Genomic DNA, 21,094 nt, shown 5'->3' on the forward strand with positions numbered 1-21,094 from the left:
TCATAAATCGGAAATTAGAGATTTGAAAAAAGATTTAGAAATTATTGTTCCAAAGGCAGCTTGAGCATTTCATTCACGGGTATTGGGTTTAAGTAAGTAGGTACAAATAAATCCAACTATGTAACAAAACGTAAATAAGTTTAAAACTCTTGCGTTAGCGGAGTATGTCCGACAGGATATATGCGTAGTTTCACTATGTTCCACATGTGCTTTGCGCACACTGCGTTAACGCAATGACGTACCTTAGTTTTTTTACGCCAACCTACTTAACTGTAAATCAATAGCGTTGGATGAGAATCACATGTAGTAATTTCAAATGTAGTAATTTCAAATAAAAATCTAAATTACAAACCTTTTGATTTACGAAATTTCCTAACAACTTCTTTCACATCTTGTAATTCTCCACCAACTAAATAATTAAGCCTACGCATTTCCTCAGCATTTATTTTTCCACTTAACTTAGCAATAGAATCTTTCAACTGGGGATATTTTTCCAAGGTATCTTTACGAAAAACTGGAGTAGCTTCGTAGGGTGGAAAATATTCCTGATCGTCTTCTAGCACCACTAAACCTAAACGAGAAATTTGTCCGTCGGTAGAAGTTCCTGCAATGATATCTACCAAACCTTGATGAATTGCCCGATATAGTAAACCATTATCCATTTGCTGTGGCGATTGGGTAAAATCTAAATTATATTTTTTTACTAAACCGGACAAACCATCTTGGCGCTCTGTAAATTCATATCCTGCCCCAAGACGCCATCGTGATGTATGTTTTGACACTTCAGATATGTTTTGCAGATTATATTTTTCTGCATCTTCTTTGCGAATAATTATGGCATAGGTATTTTCAAAACCTAAAGGTTCCATGACTTTCAAATTAAATTTTTGGTCATAATTTTCTTTAACTTGCTGATAAACTTCTTCAGGATTACTAATAACTTTTTGCTTTAAAATCGCATTATATGAAGTGCCTGTATATTCAACATAGCCATCAATATTACCAGTCACAATTGCTTGATGACAAATAAAAGTTCCACCCAAGCGCGAACGTAGGTCAACTTTTAGATTTGTTGTTGCTTCAATCTGCTGTGCTAAGAGTTCTCCTAAAATATCTTGTTCTGTAAAAGATTTCGAACCAATAACAATATCGCCACTATTTGTAGGATTATCTATGGAACAGCTAGCCATTCCTATCATTAGACAAAAACTAATAATAAAAAAACTAATGATTTTTTTCATAAATTTCTTTTATTCAATATAAATATTTAGTAAATAGGAATTTTCCCAGTGGAATTTTCCCGAATATTTTTCCCAATCTATTATAGTCAAGTTTAATAATTAATATTTGTACAGGTATGGAGGGAAGAGACTTTTACCCCAGATGCGATCAAGCTTAACAACAATCTTATACCTAAAGAAAAACAGAGTCAGTGGCTTAAACACAATACATGTAGTATTATTTATTATTTTTTTTTCTAAGTAGTATTTTTTATCTTTGCGAAGGTGATGCTGAAGGTACAATGTTGATTTCTAATTTAGAAGAACCACGCAATACTGTTAAACGTGATCGCACACCGATTTGGTCTGCTGTTAATAGTTTGTGTAATTCGTCCATGTTACTCAACGCTTGATTGTTGAATCCCACTATTACATCCCGCACTTGTAAACCTGCTTTGTGCGCGGGACTTTTAGATTCAACAAACATGACAAAAATTCCTGTATCCGTTGCTAATCCATGATAAAGAGTAATACGACGGGAAATTTTCACGTTTTGTCCACCAATACCAATATAAGCACGTTGGACTTTACCATATCTCATTAACGCCGGAATTACTTGATCTGCTGTATTAATCGGAATCGCAAAACAAATACCTTGTGCAGATATTACGATCGCAGTATTAATACCAATAACTTCTCCACGAGAAGAAACCAGAGGTCCACCAGAATTTCCAGGATTAAGCGCAGCATCAGTTTGGATAACATTTTCTAGGGATTTTCCAGAATCAATTCTAAAGGAACGCCCCAAAGCACTAATCACCCCAGTTGTTACCGTAGTTTGAAAACCGTAAGGATGACCAATTGCAATCGCTAGTTGACCAACTTGAAGAGATTGAGAATTACCCAAGCGCGCAGCAACCAAGTTGGGTGCGTGGATTCTAATCACCGCAATATCTGTATCTGGATCGTCCCCAATCATCTCACCATCATAGCTACGACCATCACACAGAGTTACCTGAATTTTACTAGCATCATGTACTACGTGACTGTTGGTGAGAATGTAACCATCTTGGGTAAAAATAAACCCAGAACCATTACTGCTTATTTCTTGAGCAAACGGTTGATAAATATGATTACGTCTATTTACAGATCTTTGAACATCGATATTTACAACTGCAGGACTAACTTTCTTTACTACACTAGTAACAACCTGGGAATACGCGTCTAATAAATGCTCATCAGTATGAAACTTTTTTTGATATTTTTCTGTTTTCTTAGAATCAAAATTATTATTGGAGAAGCGTCCCAGATTTCCGAACATATAAGAATTTCCTTGTATTTCACTGCTAATTGCTGTGGTTTACAAGCAGAGGTCCCTAAAATTCTAAAATTTATCGCGAACTAGTTCCAGTCTAAATGAGTTATGAAATTTTTTAAATAATTTCTCATATAGCACTACGGAGGTATGTTAGGACATTGGCAAAGGCTCAAACCTATAACCAGTAAACTTATGTCCTACGCACACGCAATACCTACGGTACGCTCCGCTAGGCGCTAATGACTTTTTACTTTTTACTTTTTACTTGCGCGTAGCGCTATATCACTGTTTATATTTTTCTTCTCCGGGGTAATTTTATAGTTTTTTTCAATTACATATTGTTCATTTTCTGTGATATAGGATGTAAGGAAAACTGATTTAACTTAAAACTTTGGTAATAATCTACCTGTGTTTTGCATATATCTTTGATAGTCATCACCAAATTGTTCGAGCATCATTCTTTCTTCATTATCAACTCGAAGAAGGTAAAGTAGAGCAAAAGAGATAATTCCAGAAAAACCTGCAATATAATTTGGTAATAATAAAGCTTGAGCAATACACCACAGCCAAATTGATGTATACATTGGATGGCGAATTTTTTTGTAAATTCCGTCAATAATTAATGTGTGTTGCTCGCGAATTTCCAGAGTAGGTGACCAATTTTTACCTAGGTCATGATGAGATTTCCAAAATAAGTAGAGAGATAAAAGATAAACAATAATACCAGTAATGTTTAACCAACTTATTAACGGATAATCTGCAAAACTAAGCAAAGGTGTCAAAACATAAATGAATGGTAAAATCAGCATCCCCACCGATACACAAAAAAGCAGAATGTTTTCCTGAAGCGTTTTGCGATCCCGTACTATTTGATTTTCCTTCTTTTGTTGGTGATGTGGATAGCGAATCAGAAAGAAGCCAAACTGACCTGCAACAAAAATAATCTTTAAAGTGAGTAAGCTTATATTTACCATTCTTCTTAACCTCGAGTAAAAAAGAAACAAGCTACTAATGAATGTAATTGCTGGATTATTATCACTGGACCTATAATTCCATCATAATAATATTTAATTTTTGAATATTAAGATTTTCCAAGCTACATAACATGCAAGATTTTTTTGGAAAATGCCTACAAAATTACTTATCAATTTAGGAACACAATGTTACTCACTAAGAATTATACTCAGCGAGCAAAAATTAAGACTCTGCCTCAAGTACTAGATAGAAGGAGCAGAGCCTAGAAAAATTTAACAACGAATGATGTGAGCTACATTGTAATCAAAGATTGATAGACTATTACAAAACACTTTTTCATTTATCGTCGTTAATATTCAATTGTTTTTTACTGTGTTTTAGTTGTTTCCAGAGTGCTTGTATTTGCTTGTAAGCTTTTTGGGGAGAAATTTTTCCAGAAGTTTGTAGATTGCTGATGTACCCCACTCTTTGAGAAAACTCTTGCAAATTAGCATTAAAAGCTAAATTATTGGCTGTAAATATTCCATAGTATTTACTACGTGCATAAAGAAAGTTTTCTCTATCTTGTGAATTTTTATTTGTCAATTTTTTATCCCCCTAAAAATAATTTTTATTGAAAAATTTTTTTACTAAAAATCGGTATATAGTTGATAATAAATCAAAAAAAATTGTATCAACTGAATAAAATCCAATGGGTTAAAGTAATAATGTAGAAAACTAAGATTTCCTATTGTGGGTAAATGGTAAATACACTACCTACGATGAACTCAGACTTTCACATTAAAGCAAAAATAGAACCTGTAAAGTGTATATTCCAAAATTTATCCTTCATTACTTTATAGTGTAATAAAAGAAAACTTATGCAGTAACTATTTAGATATAAAACTGATTTGCCGAGAACATCAAAAGATTAAAAAATTTTAGGGGAAGTTTGAAATCTAGACTATGACTAGACTTTTAACTTTATTTGATAATACTACAATAATGACTTATTCATTAATTAAGAATTAGAGAAAAGTTTATTTTTATTTATATCCGAGCAAAAAATATAGGGAATTTCAATGTGATAACTTGCAGGTTGTTGATAAATCAAAGTTATGTGTCCTTAAATTGAAAATTATTAAAAAAAATAAGGTCAAAACATTGACAGATAAAAATTTGTCATTTTAAAAGTTTGATATGCAATATCTTATCCTCGATATTTTTAACTGAAGATTACTTAATTTTTCAGATTGTATCAGGTAATTAACTTAGGTGTTTTGGATTTTAAAGTATTCATTTAGATTCGAACTCAACTTATATCTTTAAAATTATTACCATAGTCTCACCCCAGATAAGAGGAGTTTAGGGGGTAAATCAGTCCGAAATAAAAGTATCAGGTAATTCCCACCAAAGGTAATAAAATTTCAAACTGATTACCAGAACCAGGGGTGGAAGTTATATTAAATTTACCTCCGTGTCTTGCAGTTATAATTCGGTAACTTACCGCAATACTTGTTTCTTTATTAACGCGTTCATCCAGAGAAAATGACTCCATAATTTGCTGTTGCATTTCTTGTGACATTCCTTGACTATTATCAGTAATACGAATTGCAATCCAACGAGATTCAAGAAGCTCATCTATTGTTGCTGCTTGTGAAATGACTTCTGTAGTTACTTCAATCTGTGGTTTATCTGCTATTTTGATTTTTTCTTTGTTGTAGTCTTGTCTTATAGCCTCATCGAGCAAACTATCTACTGCTTGGCTAAAAATATTCATAAATACCTGATTCAATTCCCCGAGGAAACAGTAAACAGGAGGTAAATGACCATAATTTTTTACGATGGCAATTTCTCCATTAATTCGACTATTTATAAGTAAAATAATGCTATCCAAACAAACATGTAAATCAGTTGGTTTGGGGTAAATTTCGTCTATATGGCAGAAATTTTGTAAACTAATTACTAATTTTTTTAGCCTTTCGGCACCTGTACGAATACTACTGAGTGCTTTCGTTAAATCTTGCTCTAAAAATTCAAATTCAATCTCTTCTTTGAATTGTTTGACTTCCTCACAGACATTAACGCACTCTCGCTCGTAAGCCAATAATAATTTAATTAAATCTTGACTGTAGTTAGATACATGGGACAAATTACCCCAAATAAAGTTAACAGGATCTAGGATTTCATGAGCAACCCCATCAACTAACCGTCCGAGATGAGCCATCTTATCATTTTGGATAATTTGGGCTTGGGTACGTTCGTAACGAACCTGTGTTTCAATACCTCTAATTTGCCAAGAAGCAAGATTTAAATCTTGAACTCTGAGCATCCGATATATGTTTGGTGCACTATGTACTACCAATGGTTCTGCTAATAACTCTGGATCGCGCCTCAAAGTGAGTTGCATTGCTGATAGTATGGGTGTTTCTTCCGACAGAACTAAAATCGGCGTGCGAGCGTAGCTATAAATTACGCTTAATACCGATTGATAAAGTAAATCTTTTCCATGGGGACGGATCAGAAATTCCAGTAGTCGTTGTCGGGAAATCATCCCAAAATATTCTCCCCGCTCTACTAATATCACTCCTGGTAAAAGTGGATACTTATTAAATAATTCTGCTACTTCCAAGGTAGGACAGCTCATTTCTACAGCAAAGTTATACAGGGATAACTCTTGGAGGGTTGAATCTAAACCAAGATCGCGATCGCTACCCTCTGAAATGAATGACGATAAGATTTCTTGTTCAAACTTTTGTGCCACTGGTAACCTTAATTTGCAGACAGACAGCTATGGGTATAAAATTTACTTCCACTAAGCTAGCATCTTGAACTACCAATAGTCTCGCCTATGATAGATGTAATTATTAATACTTTAAATCATTTTGAATTTTTTCGTGCTTTCTCTTTGTTTGTCTTTATATTCCATCATTTGTTGTTATGAAGTGTTTAGTTTACAGTTTTTTAGAGGAGATGATTGCTAGAACGGGATAATCTTTCAGATTTAATATAATTATTTTTATACGGTAGTACTTATGTATGTATATATAAATAAATAGATGGCAGGAATGATTGAGTCTAAACGGGGAAATCTATTAGAGGAGGAAGTAGAAGCCTTAGTAAACACCGTTAATTGTGTTGGTGTTATGGGTAAAGGTATTGCTTTGCAATTTAAACGAGCGTATCCTGAAAATTTTCATCAATATGAGAAAGCTTGTAAGACTGGGGAAGTAAAACCAGGTAGCGTGTTTACGGTCGCTACAGATAGTATACTTAAACCCAAGTACATAATTAACTTTCCCACAAAGCGCCATTGGAAAGGTAAATCTAAAATAGAAGATATTAAAAGTGGACTTGTAGCTTTAGTTGCAGAAGTAGAGCGACTAAAAATAAAATCTATTGCAATTCCACCTCTAGGATGTGGGAATGGTGGTTTAAATTGGGCAGATGTTAAGCCCTTAATAGAATCGGCTTTTGCCTCACAAACAAATGTAAAGGTAATTCTTTTTGAACCATCTGCTTTTTGAAGCATCTGCGCATCAGGAACAGAAACGCAATATATTTGCAAGACTTGGGAGCATTTAGAAGAATAATACTAATTCTGGGCTAATTACCCCTTTTTAGAATGAGAGAGGGAAGTGTGGGAGGTGTGGGAAGTGTGGGGGGAAATCCCAAAAAATATCAAGGGGTTTTAAAAATTGGATTTGGTATAAAACTGCTTGGAGCATTAATAATAGAGGCGTTAAATAGTAAATCTCTCCCAAAATAACGCCTCTATATAATTTTGAAGTTATTCAGATTAGGTTATAGAGATATGAAATGTCGCATCCATGACAATTCAAATCAACCCTAACCTTAAGCAACTTTTGCCTCGTCTAGACTTGATAATTTTTCTGCTAATAGCTGCTCCAAGCTTTCTAGTGCTTTAGTAAAGCCTTTGATACCTTCGTCTAATTTTTCTGACGCCATGCGGTCTTCAGCGTGCATCTTATCAAAAGTAGCTTTATCCATTTCTACCTTGCTGATGTCCATCGCTGCTGCTGTTTTGGGATCGAGTTTACGAGGTAATTCAGCAATATTAGCCTGTAATTCGCCTAAGAGTTTAGGAGAAATAGTTAGTAGGTCACAACCTGCGATTTCTGTGATTTCACCAATATTGCGGAAGCTAGCTCCCATGACTTCAGTTTTGTAACCAAACTTTTTATAGTAATTGTAGATTTTTGTAACTGATAGTACTCCTGGGTCTTCTGCTGCTGGATAACTTTCTTTTCCAGTTTCTTTCTTGTACCAATCCAGAATTCGTCCAACGAAGGGAGAAATTAAAGTAGCACCTGCTTCAGCACAGGCTATAGCCTGATGGATGCCAAATAATAAGGTGAGATTACAGTGAATTCCTTCTTTTTCCAAAATTTCGGCGGCTTTAATACCTTCCCAAGTAGAGGCAATTTTGATCAGAATTCGTTCCCGAGAAATACCTTTAGATTCGTACTGAGCAATGATTTTCCGTGCAGTGTTTACGGTACCTTCAGTATCGTAAGAAAGGCGTGCATCTACTTCTGTAGACACTCTGCCAGGGATAATTTCTAGAATCTTCAAGCCAAAGGATACAGCTAGTCTTTCGAATGCTAGGTTAGCAATTTGTTTTTGGCTCGCACCTGCACCTGCGTCTTTTTTCGCTTGGATTAATGTCTGGTCAACAATCTCTTGATACTCTGGCATTTGTGCTGCAGCTGTAATCAAGGAAGGATTGGTAGTTGCATCCTGAGGTTTAAATTTCTCAATTGCTTGAATGTCTCCGGTGTCAGCAACCACAACGGTCATTTCCCGCAATTGTTCTAGTAAATTCTTAGACATATATACTCCTTAAAAATGATTTGTCTGGATTAATATCAGTTCAGTTAATGCGCGTCGCGCACCCTAGAGCTATAGCTGCGCTACCTACGGATCCGGAGCCGCTACCTGCGCATCCGCTAACAGTTAACAGTTAACAGTTTATGGGTGATGCCACGTCCTCCGTTATACAACTGGGTTTTTTCTGTTCACTACTCCCTCGTGGTAGGCATTTGCCAGATGGCTATTTACCTCTTTTGGAGGAGTGTTACTAGCACACCACTGTTTTCTGTTCCCCATTCCCTGTTGGCTAATCTCATGCTGCTACTACTGGCTCACATCTCGTGATTAGTAATTGATACATTTTCTAGATAGCAAATTACTAACCACAAATTTATTTTTGCTTAACTGGTGGAGTTAAGTTATTTTGAGCTAGCTAAAGATGTTGCTCTTCCTTAGTGCTTTAGGGCTCAACAACATATATTTATCGAAATTGATCATTCAGACGAGAACAAAAAACTTAATTCTATAAGCTTTCTGAAATGAATGCCTTTTCTTTTCCGATAAATTTTATGAGTGAATGAACCCTGTAGATAAGTAAGCCAAATTGCGTATCGCAATCTGAATAATTTGTGATGGTGGAAGCCAGACTAAATCAAGCTAACCAAGAGTAGACTATCAATCCAGGACTAGGAAGGTGGAATACCTGACCATAAGCAGTTGGCATGGAATAAAGCCAAATCTAAATGCGGGACTCCTTCTGGTTTGAGCTTGTCCAACTCCATGATAATAGACCAATTAAACTACTATGAGCTGTAACTAAAACCGCGATCCCTGGTTTTTATAGAATTCAAAACTTGAGCATTAAATAACGATATCCTTATTCCCATAGTATCTTCCAAGCATCCCTCCTATGGACAAGTACTAAGAAAAAAGGTGATCGCCGCTTAGTAGAGTCTACAGATTGTTTTTCAGTAATTTCAGCTTTATTTAATGCTTGCAAATGTCCGTTACGCACGAACTCTATTTACAAGAATTTAGAAATTATTTTCCTGCTAAAAATTTAATTTTTATTTTATATTCTGCCTTGATAACAAATATGCATTATTTGAATAAAATAATTAAATAAAATATATTTACAAAAGTTCACTCATCTTTAAATCAGAGTAACAAAAACAAACTACAATTATCGATACTAAAAAAATTGCGATCGTGTTTACAAATCTATTTAAGTTGGAACCTGTTACTGAATTTGCTCATTATCAAGGGCTTACGGGAAATAATGTTTGTAAACTAGGATTCTTTATCCTCTATTTTCACTCTCGTGCTTTAAAGGTGCAAAATTAATTTCTCATGTAATAAAAAATTTATAATAATACTATTTTGTCTACATCATTTATAACTTTCCCTAGATTCTTAAATTAATACTTATAAACCATACTGCACAGTATTCTACTTGCTGTTTTAGAGTATAAATACCTGTTTTTCACTATACAAGTATTTTTGTTCAATAGATTATGTTTTTCTTTATTAGCAACACAAAATATATTTTTATAACTTAATCATTTTTATAATTTAATGATATTTACGAATAAGTCGGTACATAAAATATTAGGAATACTTCTAAAATACAAATCCTATTGTGATACTAGTCAGTTAAAATAATATATTAACTTAATATTAAATCCGTATTTAAAACCCTTTTTTTACATTAAGGTTATGAGCCACAAGTTTCCTGAGGCTCTAACTTTTAGTAATCAATAAATAAAGGGTTTTAAAAGCCGGATAGAGTAGGATGAATAGCAGATTGGAAGTAAGTACAGCAATTTTACCAATTACCAATTACCAATTACCAATTACCAATTACCAATTACCAATTACCCAAGCAATCAATTTGTTATGGGCTGTCCGATAGTATGGACTTTAATTAAGCTTGTAGTACCTGATTTTCCAATGGGTACTCCAGAAGTTATGACTATTTTTTCCCCATCATTTGCTAAGTTCATTTCTACTATACTGCTAACAACCTTGATTAGCATTTCTTCAGCAGTGTGTACTGGTTGAATCGTTATAGCTTTTACACCCCAAGACATTGAAAGTTGATGGTAAGTAATTTTATTAGGAGTGATAGCAACAATGGGAGTTTGGGGACGATATTTAGAAATCATTCTTGCTGTATTTCCCGACGAAGTATTACAAACTATAGCTTTTGCTCCAACTTCATACGCAATTCGACATGCAGCTTCAGCAACTGATTCCGTAGCGCTCAGACTACCTGCAGGATACATTAAGTGTTGCTTGGTACCATCAGGTAAAGACTGTTCGGTACGGACGGCTATTTTATGCATCATTTCAACAGTAGCAGTAGGAAACTTACCTACAGCAGTTTCTCCGGAAAGCATAATTGCATCTGTACCGTCCAAGATAGAGTTAGCAACATCTGTAACCTCTGCTCTCGTAGGGTCGGGAGCGCTAATCATAGACTCCAGCATTTGAGTTGCAGTGATGACAGGTTTTCCAGCAAGATTACAACGGCGAATAATGTCTTTCTGAATTAGGGGTACTTGGTCGATAGGCATTTCTACGCCCAAGTCTCCACGAGCTACCATAATTCCATCGGCAACTTCCAGAATACTGTCAAAGTTCTCAACAGCCTCACGTCGTTCGATTTTAGCTACGATACGGGTTTCGACTCCTGCTGCTTCAATCATTCTTTTCGCTGGTTCCAAGTCAACAGCAGAACGAACAAAGGAAACTGCGATCCAATCGACGTTATGTTGAATCCCAAAGCGTAAATCTTGTAAGTCTTTTTCAGTGATTGAACTAATTGGTAGACGGGTTTCGGGTAAGTTCACCCCTTTGCGTGAGGATATTTGTCCGCCAATTTTTACTATTGCTCGAATTTTATCCGCATCGCGATCGCTAACTATCAGTTTTATCCGACCATCGTTAATCATAATCGGTTCGTCGCGTCGTACCATTGCGAATAAAGTTGGCATTGGTAAAGGTAAGTCGTCAATAGTTTTACCTTCTTCTTGCAAAACAAAAGTAACTTCCTGTCCGGGTTCTACTGTCAGTCCTTCCTCAGGTAAAATTCCCAAGCGAATTTTGGGTCCGCATAGGTCTTGCATTAATGCAAGAGGACTTTGGGGAGGAGTAGTTAGTTTTCTCAAATCGTGAATAGTTTGACTGTGGAACTCATAAGTACCATGGGAAAAATTGAGTCTAGCAATATTCATACCAGCGTCTACCAGTAACTGTAAACGTTCGGGTGTGGATGTTGCAGGTCCAACAGTACAAATTATTTTGGTTCTACGCATGAGATTTAATAATCAATTTAGGAGTTTTCAGAACAGTTATACTTTCTCTTGCAATAATCCAACCATCAGGAAATTGAATCTCCAAAATCTATTTTTCTATTCAACTTGAAAAACTGAAAATGGAACATTCACTCAGAGTCAAGGCTACAGGAGATGTAACCTTAAACATGACTTAATCGAATGTTAGTATTGGCAAGAGCAAGGCTATTTCATTCTAAAAACAAAAAAATAAAACTTTATCCTTGACTTACTTGCAAGGAAGTGTAGTCTAAGCGCAGAGTGCTTTTCAAGTACTTCTTATAAATTTAAATGATTATCATTATTGAAGCTTAAGATAATCATTCATATTTGGATTTTATATATTTTAGTTTTATAGATTTGGATTTTAACCTAGAATCTAAAGTCTGTGACTTTTTCAAGAATTTTCTTGTAAATCCTTTATATAAGTTTTTATTATCCAATAATAGCCTCAAACTTTTGGAAATAAAGCTAAAAATATGGGTTTTATATGCGTCTAAAACCCATATTTTGATGTTTTTTTATGTAAACTTCTAAAAAAATTTGTTTTACTAATAATTGAAATCGCAAAAATAATGAACTGCAGCGACATTTTGAGTGGATTTTTAATAAAGTTTACCCTGTTTTAACTTGTGAAGAATGAGACAAGCAAAATTCAAATTATTCTGTGAAGATGCACAATGCAATTGATGTTCGAGTTGATTAATTTCTTCCCATTCTTCAACCCAACCTATATCAATCCATTTCATAACTAGTTTTGGATTTTCATTCCCAGTTGTGACCCATTTACAAACTTGCATTGTCGAATAATCCTTGTCAAATAGTAAAGACAAAAATAAGTTTTTCATGGAAATCTTAATTTTGTCATTTAATTTTCTATTATTTTCTTAGACACTACATGAGCGTTAATACTGAATTTTTAAAAAGTATTTTCAAATTAATAATCATATTTGATTGAGTCTAAATACAGCTTCTTTTTCAGTGTAATTACTTAATTTTAAATCATTATTTTAAAATTGGTATAACAGGTCAAGCACAATACTATTCATATAATTTACCTCAAATCTTTTTCAACGAGACTTAGACAAAAAGCCTTAAAGCTAGTCATGACAAGGGATTAACTTCAAAGCCCTAAAAATCGCTCAAACCTAGATATATTAAGAAAACAACCAATTCGACGTAAAACTATTGATTTATAAAGCTTTGAGGCTATTTTTTGAGCAAAAAAATGTCTAAGTCCCGTTAATAAACTTAAAATTAATTTGAGGTACTTATCGAAAATAATTTTTATCATTCTTATTGTTCACTTAAATTAACCTGAATTAACCTGAATTACCTCAAAGAAACGAAAGTATAAAATTAACAAATTAAACTAAAATTTTAAGCAAGAAAATAAAATATAATTTTGATTTAAGGTTGCCAGTAATTTCTGTCATAATAAAGAATAATGAAATTGAAAAAAAATATATTTATCTTTGCAATAGCATTTTTGGTCATATTATTCCTGAATTTACTTCCTAATATTAGCTATAGTTCTGATTTAAAAAGTATTAATCGGTCTCAAGGCTATAAATCACCAATAAAAACATCACCTGACACTCAATACATCGGAAATAATACCCAGTCTAATTTGCAATTAGATCGCGATGTTATTGAAAATGTAAGAATAGATAATTATGAAAATAAATATCTAATCAATTCTGACTATACATATACCCGACTAGTAACTCAAAGAGTAACTTTTCTGACAAAGCAGGGTATTGAAAATTGGCGAAGAGATTTTGTTGATTATTCCCCTGATACTCAGTCTGCAGAATTAATCGAGGCTTATGTAGTTCAACCAAATGGAGAAAAAATTCGAGTCACTGACGAAAATATTTTCAATCGTTCCAGTGCAACACATGTACCTGGCTTTAATAATAATTTAAGAATTTCAGTAGTATTTCCCAGATTAGTAATAGGTTCTCAGGCTTTAGTAAAATGGAAAATGATACAGAAAAAGCCTTCAACTGTTGGGTTAAGTTATATCGAAAGTCCCACATTCTCACAACCAACTGTAAAACAATCAATAGAAATTAAATTACCAAAATCTCTAAAACTAAACTGGAAAAAAAGAGGAAAATATACTGTCACAGATACTTATGATGGAGACAATAGAATAATCAAAGCTGTAATTACTAACCAACAGGGTCGTAAAGTAGAAAATCTAATGGTTAGTGTTTGGGATTTTGATTCTATATTTATGTTTTCTAACTTAGATAGTTGGGAAGAGATTGGTAGAAATATTTGGGATAAATGGCGTGTTCGAGTCGTGATAACGCCAGAAATTAAAAAACTTGCATTTCAAATTACTAAAGATAAAGAAGGTATTGAAGCTGCAAAATCTATTTATAACTGGGTAGCACAAAATATCAAATATTTGGGTGTCTATCTTAATGAATCATCGGGTTATGTACCCCATACTGCTACAGCTATTCTCCATAACGGTTATGGAGACTGTAAAGATTATGTACTTTTAATGCACACTTTACTTAAAGCTGTAAATATCAAGTCTTCCCCTGCGATGATTAACTCAGACAATATATATAAAGCTTTACCATTACCGACACCTTGGCAGTTCAATCATGTAATTATTTATCTACCCGATTATAATATTTTTGCAGATCCAACAAATATTTATTCGTCTTTTAGGGATTTAGATAATTATCTTAGTAATAAATTTGTTGTTTTACTTACAGAAAAAGGTTTAACTAAATATACACCAAAGTCTTCACCTCAAAAAAATCGTTATGAGATGAAGGCTTTAATTAAAATTAACAAAGATGCGACAATTGATGGTCAAAGCGAATTAAAATTTTTTGGTAATTTAAGTAGCGAACCTAGACAATATTTTGCATCTGATACACCAAAACAGTTAGCCGAAAAAATCCTAGCAAATACCCGCGAAGCTGGTACTGGAATTATAGAAACAAGCAATTTAAATAATTTAGATTTACCCGTAACAGTTAAAGGAAAATGGATTAGTCCTCATGCTGTTGAAATAGAAGATAAAATATATTTCAGTACACCTGTTGGTATTAGTAAAATTAGTCCTGCATGGTTGAGAACGTACATAACATTTGGTAAGCGTCACTACCCATTCGTAGCATGGGTTGGAAATTACAACTGGGAATATAAAATTAATATTCCTAGTGGGTATAAAATTGTCCGCAAACCAAAAGATAGAAATTTCTCAAATACAACTGGTTCTTATAAAAGTATTTATGAACAAGGGGATGGATATATTTTGGTTAAGCGTAATTTAGTTATTAACAAAAATGTTTATCGTGCTGAAGAATATCCTGATTTTCAAGAATTAATTTATAAACCTATTCATGATACACGTAGCGTGATAGTTCTAGAAAAGTTACCAGTTTAAAAAAAAAGAAGCAGTGATTCAGACTCAGTGATCGGCTAGTTTGAATCAATCAATACCTACTTGAGTATTAATACTTATAGTATAAAACCTCTGGGCATACAGGTTTAGACTATGTGTATTCGGCTTTCTTATAGCGTTTCGTTTATCATACTTCTCCTTTCCTTACTGTAAATTACGCTTCAGTTCTCGGATATCTATATCCCAAAGTAGAAATAATCGTTTATATATTCCTGATACCTCAATTTTACTTAGTTAGTAGTATATATAGATACAATATTTTTTAGCTAATTCAGTAGTTAGCTGATTGCAGCTTCCTGTAACTTCAGTAATAAAAAAAGGAATAGTATGATATCCAAAACTCTTCAAAAAGCAAGAACATCATTATTAAAGTTCGTCAGTATTACCAGCATTATTCTACTTTTTCTAGTAACAACAATATTATTACCAACTGAATCGGTATTTGCTCAAGAAACTAATAAAACTGTAATTATTGAGCTACCGAATTTTAACTGGAAACCTATAGATGGAGTACCCAAAGGACCAGAAGTCACCGTACTAAACGGTAACCCAAGTGAAGGAGCTTCCGAAATGATGATTAAATTACCTGCGGGATATGCTTTTCCTCGCCATTACCATAGTAATCGTGAAGTTCTCCTACTGAGCAAGGGCGATTTAACATATATCTTTGATAACGGTAATAAGCTAAATTTAAGGACAAACTCGTATATTAATGTTCCAAGACACACTACACATTCACTTACATGTCATCAAGAAGCTTGTTTGATTTATGTAAAATTTGACCAACCATTCGATATGATTTTAAATCCTTTACCAAGCAGCGATCGCTAATAGTGACAGTTACGGATAAATATTTTTCATTTTTGTTATATTTTTCCGTAAGGAATCTAACTCTATATCAATAATTTTGCATCTTTATATTTTTGTGGTTTGATCAACCTTAAAATTCTGAATTTTTAATTCCGAATATGAGTCAAACCACATTTTCTCGACTAGCACCTTTCATCCAAGAATATATCTACAACCACAACTGGACAGAGTTACGACCAGTTCAAATTGCAGCATGCGAAGTAATTTTTAATACAAATTCCCATTTATTAATTTCTGCTGGTACAGCTGCGGGAAAAACCGAAGCAGCTTTTTTACCCATTATCACTAAATTATACGAACAACCAACCAAAAGTATTGGAGCAATTTACATCGGTCCGATTAAAGCATTAATTAACGATCAATTTGAACGCCTCAATGATTTACTAAGGGAAGCAGATATTCCAGTTTATCACTGGCATGGGGATGTTTCCCAAAGTCGAAAAAAACAAGTTTTCAAACATCCTCAAGGTATTCTACAAATTACTCCAGAATCTTTAGAGAGTTTATTAATTAACAAGCATCGCGATATTATGCGTCTGTTTGGCGATTTACAGTTTGTAGTTATTGATGAAATTCACGCTTTTATGGGAACAGAACGCGGTTGTCAGATTCTTTGTCAGCTATCACGTTTAGCAAATTTAACTAAAACTCAACCTCGTCGCATTGGTTTGTCAGCAACTTTGGGTGACTATTCCATGGCTGAAAATTGGTTGGGTTCTGGAACAGAAAGACCCACAATTACTCCTGAAATTATCGCTGCTAAACGTCACATTAAATTGGCTTTAGAACATTTTGATCTATCTCAGGATATTGATGATTCAGGTATTACAGCTTACAGCAAATATATTTATCAGACTAGTTATCAAAACAGTAAATCACCAAAATGTTTAATATTTGCAAATAATAAGTCTCAAGCAGAATCTACGATCGCATCTCTGAGAAAGATTGCTGCAGATCGAGGAGAACTAGATATTTTCCACGTCCATCACGGTAGTATCTCTGCTAACTTACGCCAAGCTGCGGAAGATGCAATGCGCAAACGTGATCGACCTGCTGTTACTGCTGCAACATTAACTTTAGAGGTTGGTGTGGATATCGGTCATTTACAAAGAGTTATCCAACTCGAATCACCAATGTCCGTAGCCAGCTTTTTACAGCGCTTGGGTCGTACCGGGAGACGTGGAGAACCTGCAGACATGCGGTTTATATGTGCAGAAGATGAAGTTTCTCCAGATGCACCTTTACCCACTCAGATTCCTTGGCAATTATTACAGGCAATCGCTATTATCCAACTTTATATCGAAGAAAAATGGATCGAACCAATTCAACCGCTTAAATATCCCTTAAGTCTGCTTTATCATCAAACAATGAGTACTTTAGCAGCAATGGGAGAAATTTCACCAGGGGTATTAGCCAAACGAGTTTTAAGTTTGTCGCCTTTTAGGAATATTTCTCCAGAAGATTTGAAATTATTGCTGCGTTACTTAATTGATATTGACCATATTCACCGAACTGAAGCAGGTACATTAATTATTGGTTTAGCAGGGGAAAAAATTGTTCGTAAATATCAGTTTTACGCGGTGTTCCCTGAGACTAAAGAATATATTGTTAAACACGAATCGCAATCAATTGGCAGTATTGTTATGATACCAACAGTCGGAAGTCAATTTGGTTTAGCTGGAAGAAGTTGGCAAGTTTTAGATGTAGACTTTCGGAAAAAAACTATTGCTGTCAAGCCAGCAGAAGGAGAGGCTAGTATTTATTGGCGCGGTGGTAGTGGTAATATTCATAGCAAAGTTTTACAGAGAATGCGTCAAGTTTTACTTGAAGATACAGAGTATAGTTACTTACAAAAAAATGCTGTCAAACGTTTGCAAAAAGTTCGCCAATTAGCAAAAGAATATCAGTTAGATAAATGTAATATAGTCCGATTAAAAAAAGGTAAATGCTGTATATTTCCTTGGATGGGAACAGTAGCCTATAGAACTTTAGAAAGATTAATTAATTCCTTTTGTCGAGAATCACTAGAAATTAAAAGTATTGGCGGGACTAATCCTTATTTTATAACCTTAAAATTACCCAAGGGAAAATTTGACAACATTTATCCAGAAATAGTCTCATTGTGCAAACAGAGGATTGTTCCAGAACATTTAGTCAGTGAGGCTGAAGCCCCAGAAATGGAAAAGTATGACCGCTTTATTCCCTATCCTTTATTACGGAAAGCCTTTGTTGCAGATTATTTAGATCTGGATGAGGTGAGGGAATTAGTTGCTTTGTGGGAAAAATGATAATTTCAATCTTAATTACTACTCTGAATTTGTCTATAATTGCTACTTGATTTTGTAATTCAAAAGCAATCCCCAATTCAAAGAAATAATTTAAACTTACAATAATAATTTCACAATCATTCTTGTAAGTTTAAAAACTTCGGTAAATATTCAAACTTGATAAGCTGAAAATACTATCATGATTAGTTATTTTCTTATATGCACTGGCTACTAACTGGGAAATTGTCTGTAGAAAAACTGACAGTTAATATTCCGGGATTACCAGCATCTTTACAAGGCACTCGTTTAGTGCAGATGTCAGATTTTCACTACGATGGTTTGCGCCTTTCAGAAAAATTATTAGCAACTGCGATCGCAACTTGTAATCGAATTCAACCGGATTTAATTGTACTTACAGGTGATTATGTAACTGACGATCCCGCACCTATTAATCAGTTAGTACTGAGACTCAAATATTTACAAAGCAGATTGGGAATTTATGCTGTTCTAGGTAATCATGACATTCACTATAGTCACTCTCGAACAGAAATTACCAATGCTTTAACTCGTGTAGGAATACAAGTTCTTTGGAACGAAATTGCTTACCCTCTAGGAAAACAGCTACCACTAGTTGGGCTAGCTGATTATTGGTCAGGTGATTTCAAACCTGCAGCAGTTATGAACCAGCTAGATATAAAAACACCTCGTATTGTTCTATCCCACAATCCCGATACAGCAGAAATATTGCAACGAAAAAAGTGGCGAGTAGACTTGCAACTTTCGGGTCATACCCACGGCGGTCATATTGTAATTCCTCATCTCGGCTCAGCTGCAACAATATACCAAAATATTCTTAAGCAACTACCTCGAAATCTACAATATAGGATGCCATTTACCAAAAGCGAAATCTTCAATGTAGTCAAAAATTGGCAATGGTCAAAAGGATTTCATAATGTAGGTTCAAATAAACTTTATGTAAATCGTGGTTTGGGTACTTATTTCCCAGGACGCTTTTGCTGTCGACCAGAAATAACCCTGATTACTTTAGCTAGTTATTAGTCATTGATTATCAGTATTTGTTCCTCAAACTCTAAAATCTAAAAGAAAAATAATTTGGAGTCCCCGATTGTGGGTAACTCGGCATAATAACACTGCACATTAATTATTTGAATCTGTTCCCTATTCTCTGTTCCCTTTAATAAACGTTCTGCTTACCGCATTCTAAATGTAGCAATTAAAAAAAAACCGATATTAAAAACTCTCTTAAACAGCGATTAAAAATTTTTTAAATAAATTTAATTAAATTTTAATAATGAACTTTGTTAAGTTGATAGTGCTGGTACAAAGAGAGATGTCAGCGTAATGCACTGGTTGTTATCAGGACCGTTAAAGGTAGAAAAAATAACAGTCAAAATTGCAGGCTTGCCAAAATCATTGCAAGATACCCGGTTAGTACATTTAACCGATCTGCACTATGACGGATTGCGCCTTTCTGAAGCTATGCTTGCACAGGCGATCGACATTAGTAACGATGTTAAACCAGATTTAGTACTTTTAACTGGCGATTATGTAACAGACGATCCATCACCGATTCATCAACTAGTGCGCAGATTGAAGTATTTAGAAGCTCGATCTGGAGTCTACGCAGTACTTGGAAATCATGATATTTATTATCAACGTTCCCGAACTGAGATTACCAATGCTTTCTCCAGTATTGATATTAATGTCCTTTGGAATCAAATTGCTTATCCACTCGGAAAAGAATTAGCGCTTGTGGGGCTTGCTGATTATTGGTCTCGGGAATTTAAACCTGCACCAGTAATGAATCAGCTAAATGATTCTATACCGCGTATTGTGCTATCCCATAATCCAGATACTGCTAAAGTCTTGGAAAAATGGCGGGTTGATTTACAACTTTCCGGTCATACCCATGGCGGTCAATTTGTGATCCCCGGAAAGGGACCAGCAATAATTTACTATAAAAAATTCAGTCACTTACTTCCCAAAAAAATACGATGTTGGTTACCCTTCTTACGACCTGAATGTGCAAAAGTAGTGAGATATTGGGAGTGGTCGGAAGGTTTTCATAAAGTGGGTAAAAATCAACTGTATGTAAATCGTGGTTTGGGGACTTTTCCCCCCGGAAGACTATTTTGTCCGCCCGAACTGACAATAATTACTCTTGTTGCTAGTTAGGGGTAATGGGTAATAGGTAATGGGTAATAGGTCAAAGTTAATAAATTCTGAATAGAAAGCAACGATCGCAAATAAATTCAATTACCATATGCCGTTTGCCGTGGTAGGTTGTGTTATCACCAATTACCAATTACCATATGCCGCTTGCGGCGGCACGCAGTGCTTATGGCTCTTAGCGGAAGCGTGACGCCAGTCATACGCCACGCTTCCGCTAACACCAATTACCAATTACCAATCCCCAAAACAATTTAACCGCCTGTAGCTATGACGGAAAGGTGTCAGTAGCATAGGCGGTTGCCAACCATTAAACCGATTCAGATATAGTAAAACTTTAATTGAAATCAAAAACTAGTATGGACAGTATTGCGATTTATCTACAACCAATATGAAGCATCCTTTGTATTCCAGCTAGGCAGACATTTTTGGCTGTGCGTTCTATAACCTCCAAATTAACTCGACAGACTAAAGGCGAAAACACATTAACTGGATGCAATAATGGAGTAGATATTTCCAAATCATCAGAGCGGGAGGACACTAGCTCTAATTCCTTCGTTTGGATAACTTATGAAAGAGATTTCTTTGTTGTGTCCATATGATTAAATTAGCACCACTTTATTGTAAACTCAGCAACTGTTTACTAAAGTTGATACTCATTTATTTCGCGT

Annotated in this window: 16 protein-coding genes; 7 read left to right on the top strand and 9 right to left on the bottom strand. The window is 34.6% G+C overall.

Annotated features, from left to right (window positions below):
* Nucleotides 1–344 precede the first annotated feature (344 nt).
* The 5 genes from BC008_RS21855 to BC008_RS21875 all read right to left on the bottom strand — a co-directional run bounded on the left by BC008_RS21855 (nt 345) and on the right by BC008_RS21875 (nt 6,256).
* Nucleotides 345–1,241, bottom strand: coding sequence for a glycine betaine ABC transporter substrate-binding protein (locus BC008_RS21855; protein WP_027846076.1), 897 nt, complete (start codon nt 1,239–1,241; stop codon nt 345–347).
* Nucleotides 1,242–1,491: 250 nt separating this feature from the next.
* Nucleotides 1,492–2,541, bottom strand: a complete 1,050-nt coding sequence (locus tag BC008_RS21860; RefSeq protein WP_027846077.1) for a S1C family serine protease — start codon at nt 2,539–2,541, stop codon at nt 1,492–1,494.
* Between the two features lie 380 nt (nt 2,542–2,921).
* A complete protein-coding gene (locus BC008_RS21865; protein WP_082650594.1) occupies nt 2,922–3,512 on the bottom strand; it encodes a protein-S-isoprenylcysteine O-methyltransferase in 591 nt (196 codons plus the stop codon).
* Nucleotides 3,513–3,849: 337 nt separating this feature from the next.
* The gene (locus BC008_RS21870; protein ID WP_027846079.1) at nt 3,850–4,098 is read right to left on the bottom strand and encodes a DUF7219 family protein; all 249 of its coding nucleotides are present in this window, start codon (nt 4,096–4,098) and stop codon (nt 3,850–3,852) included.
* Between the two features lie 790 nt (nt 4,099–4,888).
* Nucleotides 4,889–6,256 (bottom strand): sensor histidine kinase, encoded by a 1,368-nt coding sequence (locus BC008_RS21875; protein ID WP_027846080.1) that lies wholly within the window; start codon nt 6,254–6,256, stop codon nt 4,889–4,891.
* Between the two features lie 304 nt (nt 6,257–6,560).
* Between BC008_RS21875 and darG the strand changes: the two genes are divergently transcribed.
* Nucleotides 6,561–7,019, top strand: a complete 459-nt coding sequence (gene darG / locus BC008_RS21880) for a type II toxin-antitoxin system antitoxin DNA ADP-ribosyl glycohydrolase DarG (protein WP_082650596.1) — start codon at nt 6,561–6,563, stop codon at nt 7,017–7,019.
* Nucleotides 7,020–7,117: 98 nt separating this feature from the next.
* A complete protein-coding gene (locus BC008_RS49625) occupies nt 7,118–7,261 on the top strand; it encodes a hypothetical protein (protein ID WP_161938140.1) in 144 nt (47 codons plus the stop codon).
* Between the two features lie 86 nt (nt 7,262–7,347).
* Here the strand turns inward: BC008_RS49625 and BC008_RS21885 are convergent, their stop codons facing one another.
* From BC008_RS21885 to BC008_RS21895, 3 genes are all read right to left on the bottom strand, one after another.
* On the bottom strand, nt 7,348–8,346 hold the full coding sequence (locus BC008_RS21885; RefSeq protein WP_027846808.1) for a transaldolase: 999 nt from the start codon (nt 8,344–8,346) through the stop codon (nt 7,348–7,350).
* Nucleotides 8,347–10,211: 1,865 nt separating this feature from the next.
* Complete coding sequence (pyk, locus tag BC008_RS21890) at nt 10,212–11,642, bottom strand: pyruvate kinase (RefSeq protein ID WP_027846881.1); 1,431 nt, start codon at nt 11,640–11,642, stop codon at nt 10,212–10,214.
* A 623-nt stretch (nt 11,643–12,265) separates the two neighbouring features.
* A complete protein-coding gene (locus BC008_RS21895) occupies nt 12,266–12,460 on the bottom strand; it encodes a hypothetical protein (RefSeq protein WP_153009638.1) in 195 nt (64 codons plus the stop codon).
* A 647-nt stretch (nt 12,461–13,107) separates the two neighbouring features.
* Here BC008_RS21895 and BC008_RS21900 point away from each other — a divergent pair.
* The 5 genes from BC008_RS21900 to BC008_RS21920 all read left to right on the top strand — a co-directional run bounded on the left by BC008_RS21900 (nt 13,108) and on the right by BC008_RS21920 (nt 20,429).
* On the top strand, nt 13,108–15,078 hold the full coding sequence (locus BC008_RS21900) for a DUF3857 domain-containing protein (RefSeq protein ID WP_027845793.1): 1,971 nt from the start codon (nt 13,108–13,110) through the stop codon (nt 15,076–15,078).
* Nucleotides 15,079–15,423: 345 nt separating this feature from the next.
* Nucleotides 15,424–15,927, top strand: coding sequence for a cupin domain-containing protein (locus tag BC008_RS21905; RefSeq protein ID WP_058183827.1), 504 nt, complete (start codon nt 15,424–15,426; stop codon nt 15,925–15,927).
* Nucleotides 15,928–16,064: 137 nt separating this feature from the next.
* Nucleotides 16,065–18,254, top strand: coding sequence for a DEAD/DEAH box helicase (locus BC008_RS21910; protein ID WP_027845792.1), 2,190 nt, complete (start codon nt 16,065–16,067; stop codon nt 18,252–18,254).
* Nucleotides 18,255–18,452: 198 nt separating this feature from the next.
* A complete protein-coding gene (locus BC008_RS21915; protein WP_027845791.1) occupies nt 18,453–19,292 on the top strand; it encodes a metallophosphoesterase in 840 nt (279 codons plus the stop codon).
* 303 nt (nt 19,293–19,595) lie between these two features.
* Nucleotides 19,596–20,429 (top strand): metallophosphoesterase, encoded by an 834-nt coding sequence (locus BC008_RS21920; protein ID WP_027845790.1) that lies wholly within the window; start codon nt 19,596–19,598, stop codon nt 20,427–20,429.
* Nucleotides 20,430–20,799: 370 nt separating this feature from the next.
* Here the strand turns inward: BC008_RS21920 and BC008_RS49630 are convergent, their stop codons facing one another.
* Nucleotides 20,800–20,964, bottom strand: a complete 165-nt coding sequence (locus BC008_RS49630) for a hypothetical protein (RefSeq protein WP_161938141.1) — start codon at nt 20,962–20,964, stop codon at nt 20,800–20,802.
* Between the last annotated feature and the right edge of the window lie 130 nt (nt 20,965–21,094).

It is taken from the genome of Mastigocoleus testarum BC008, assembly GCF_001456025.1.
GTDB classification, from domain to species: domain Bacteria; phylum Cyanobacteriota; class Cyanobacteriia; order Cyanobacteriales; family Nostocaceae; genus Mastigocoleus; species Mastigocoleus testarum.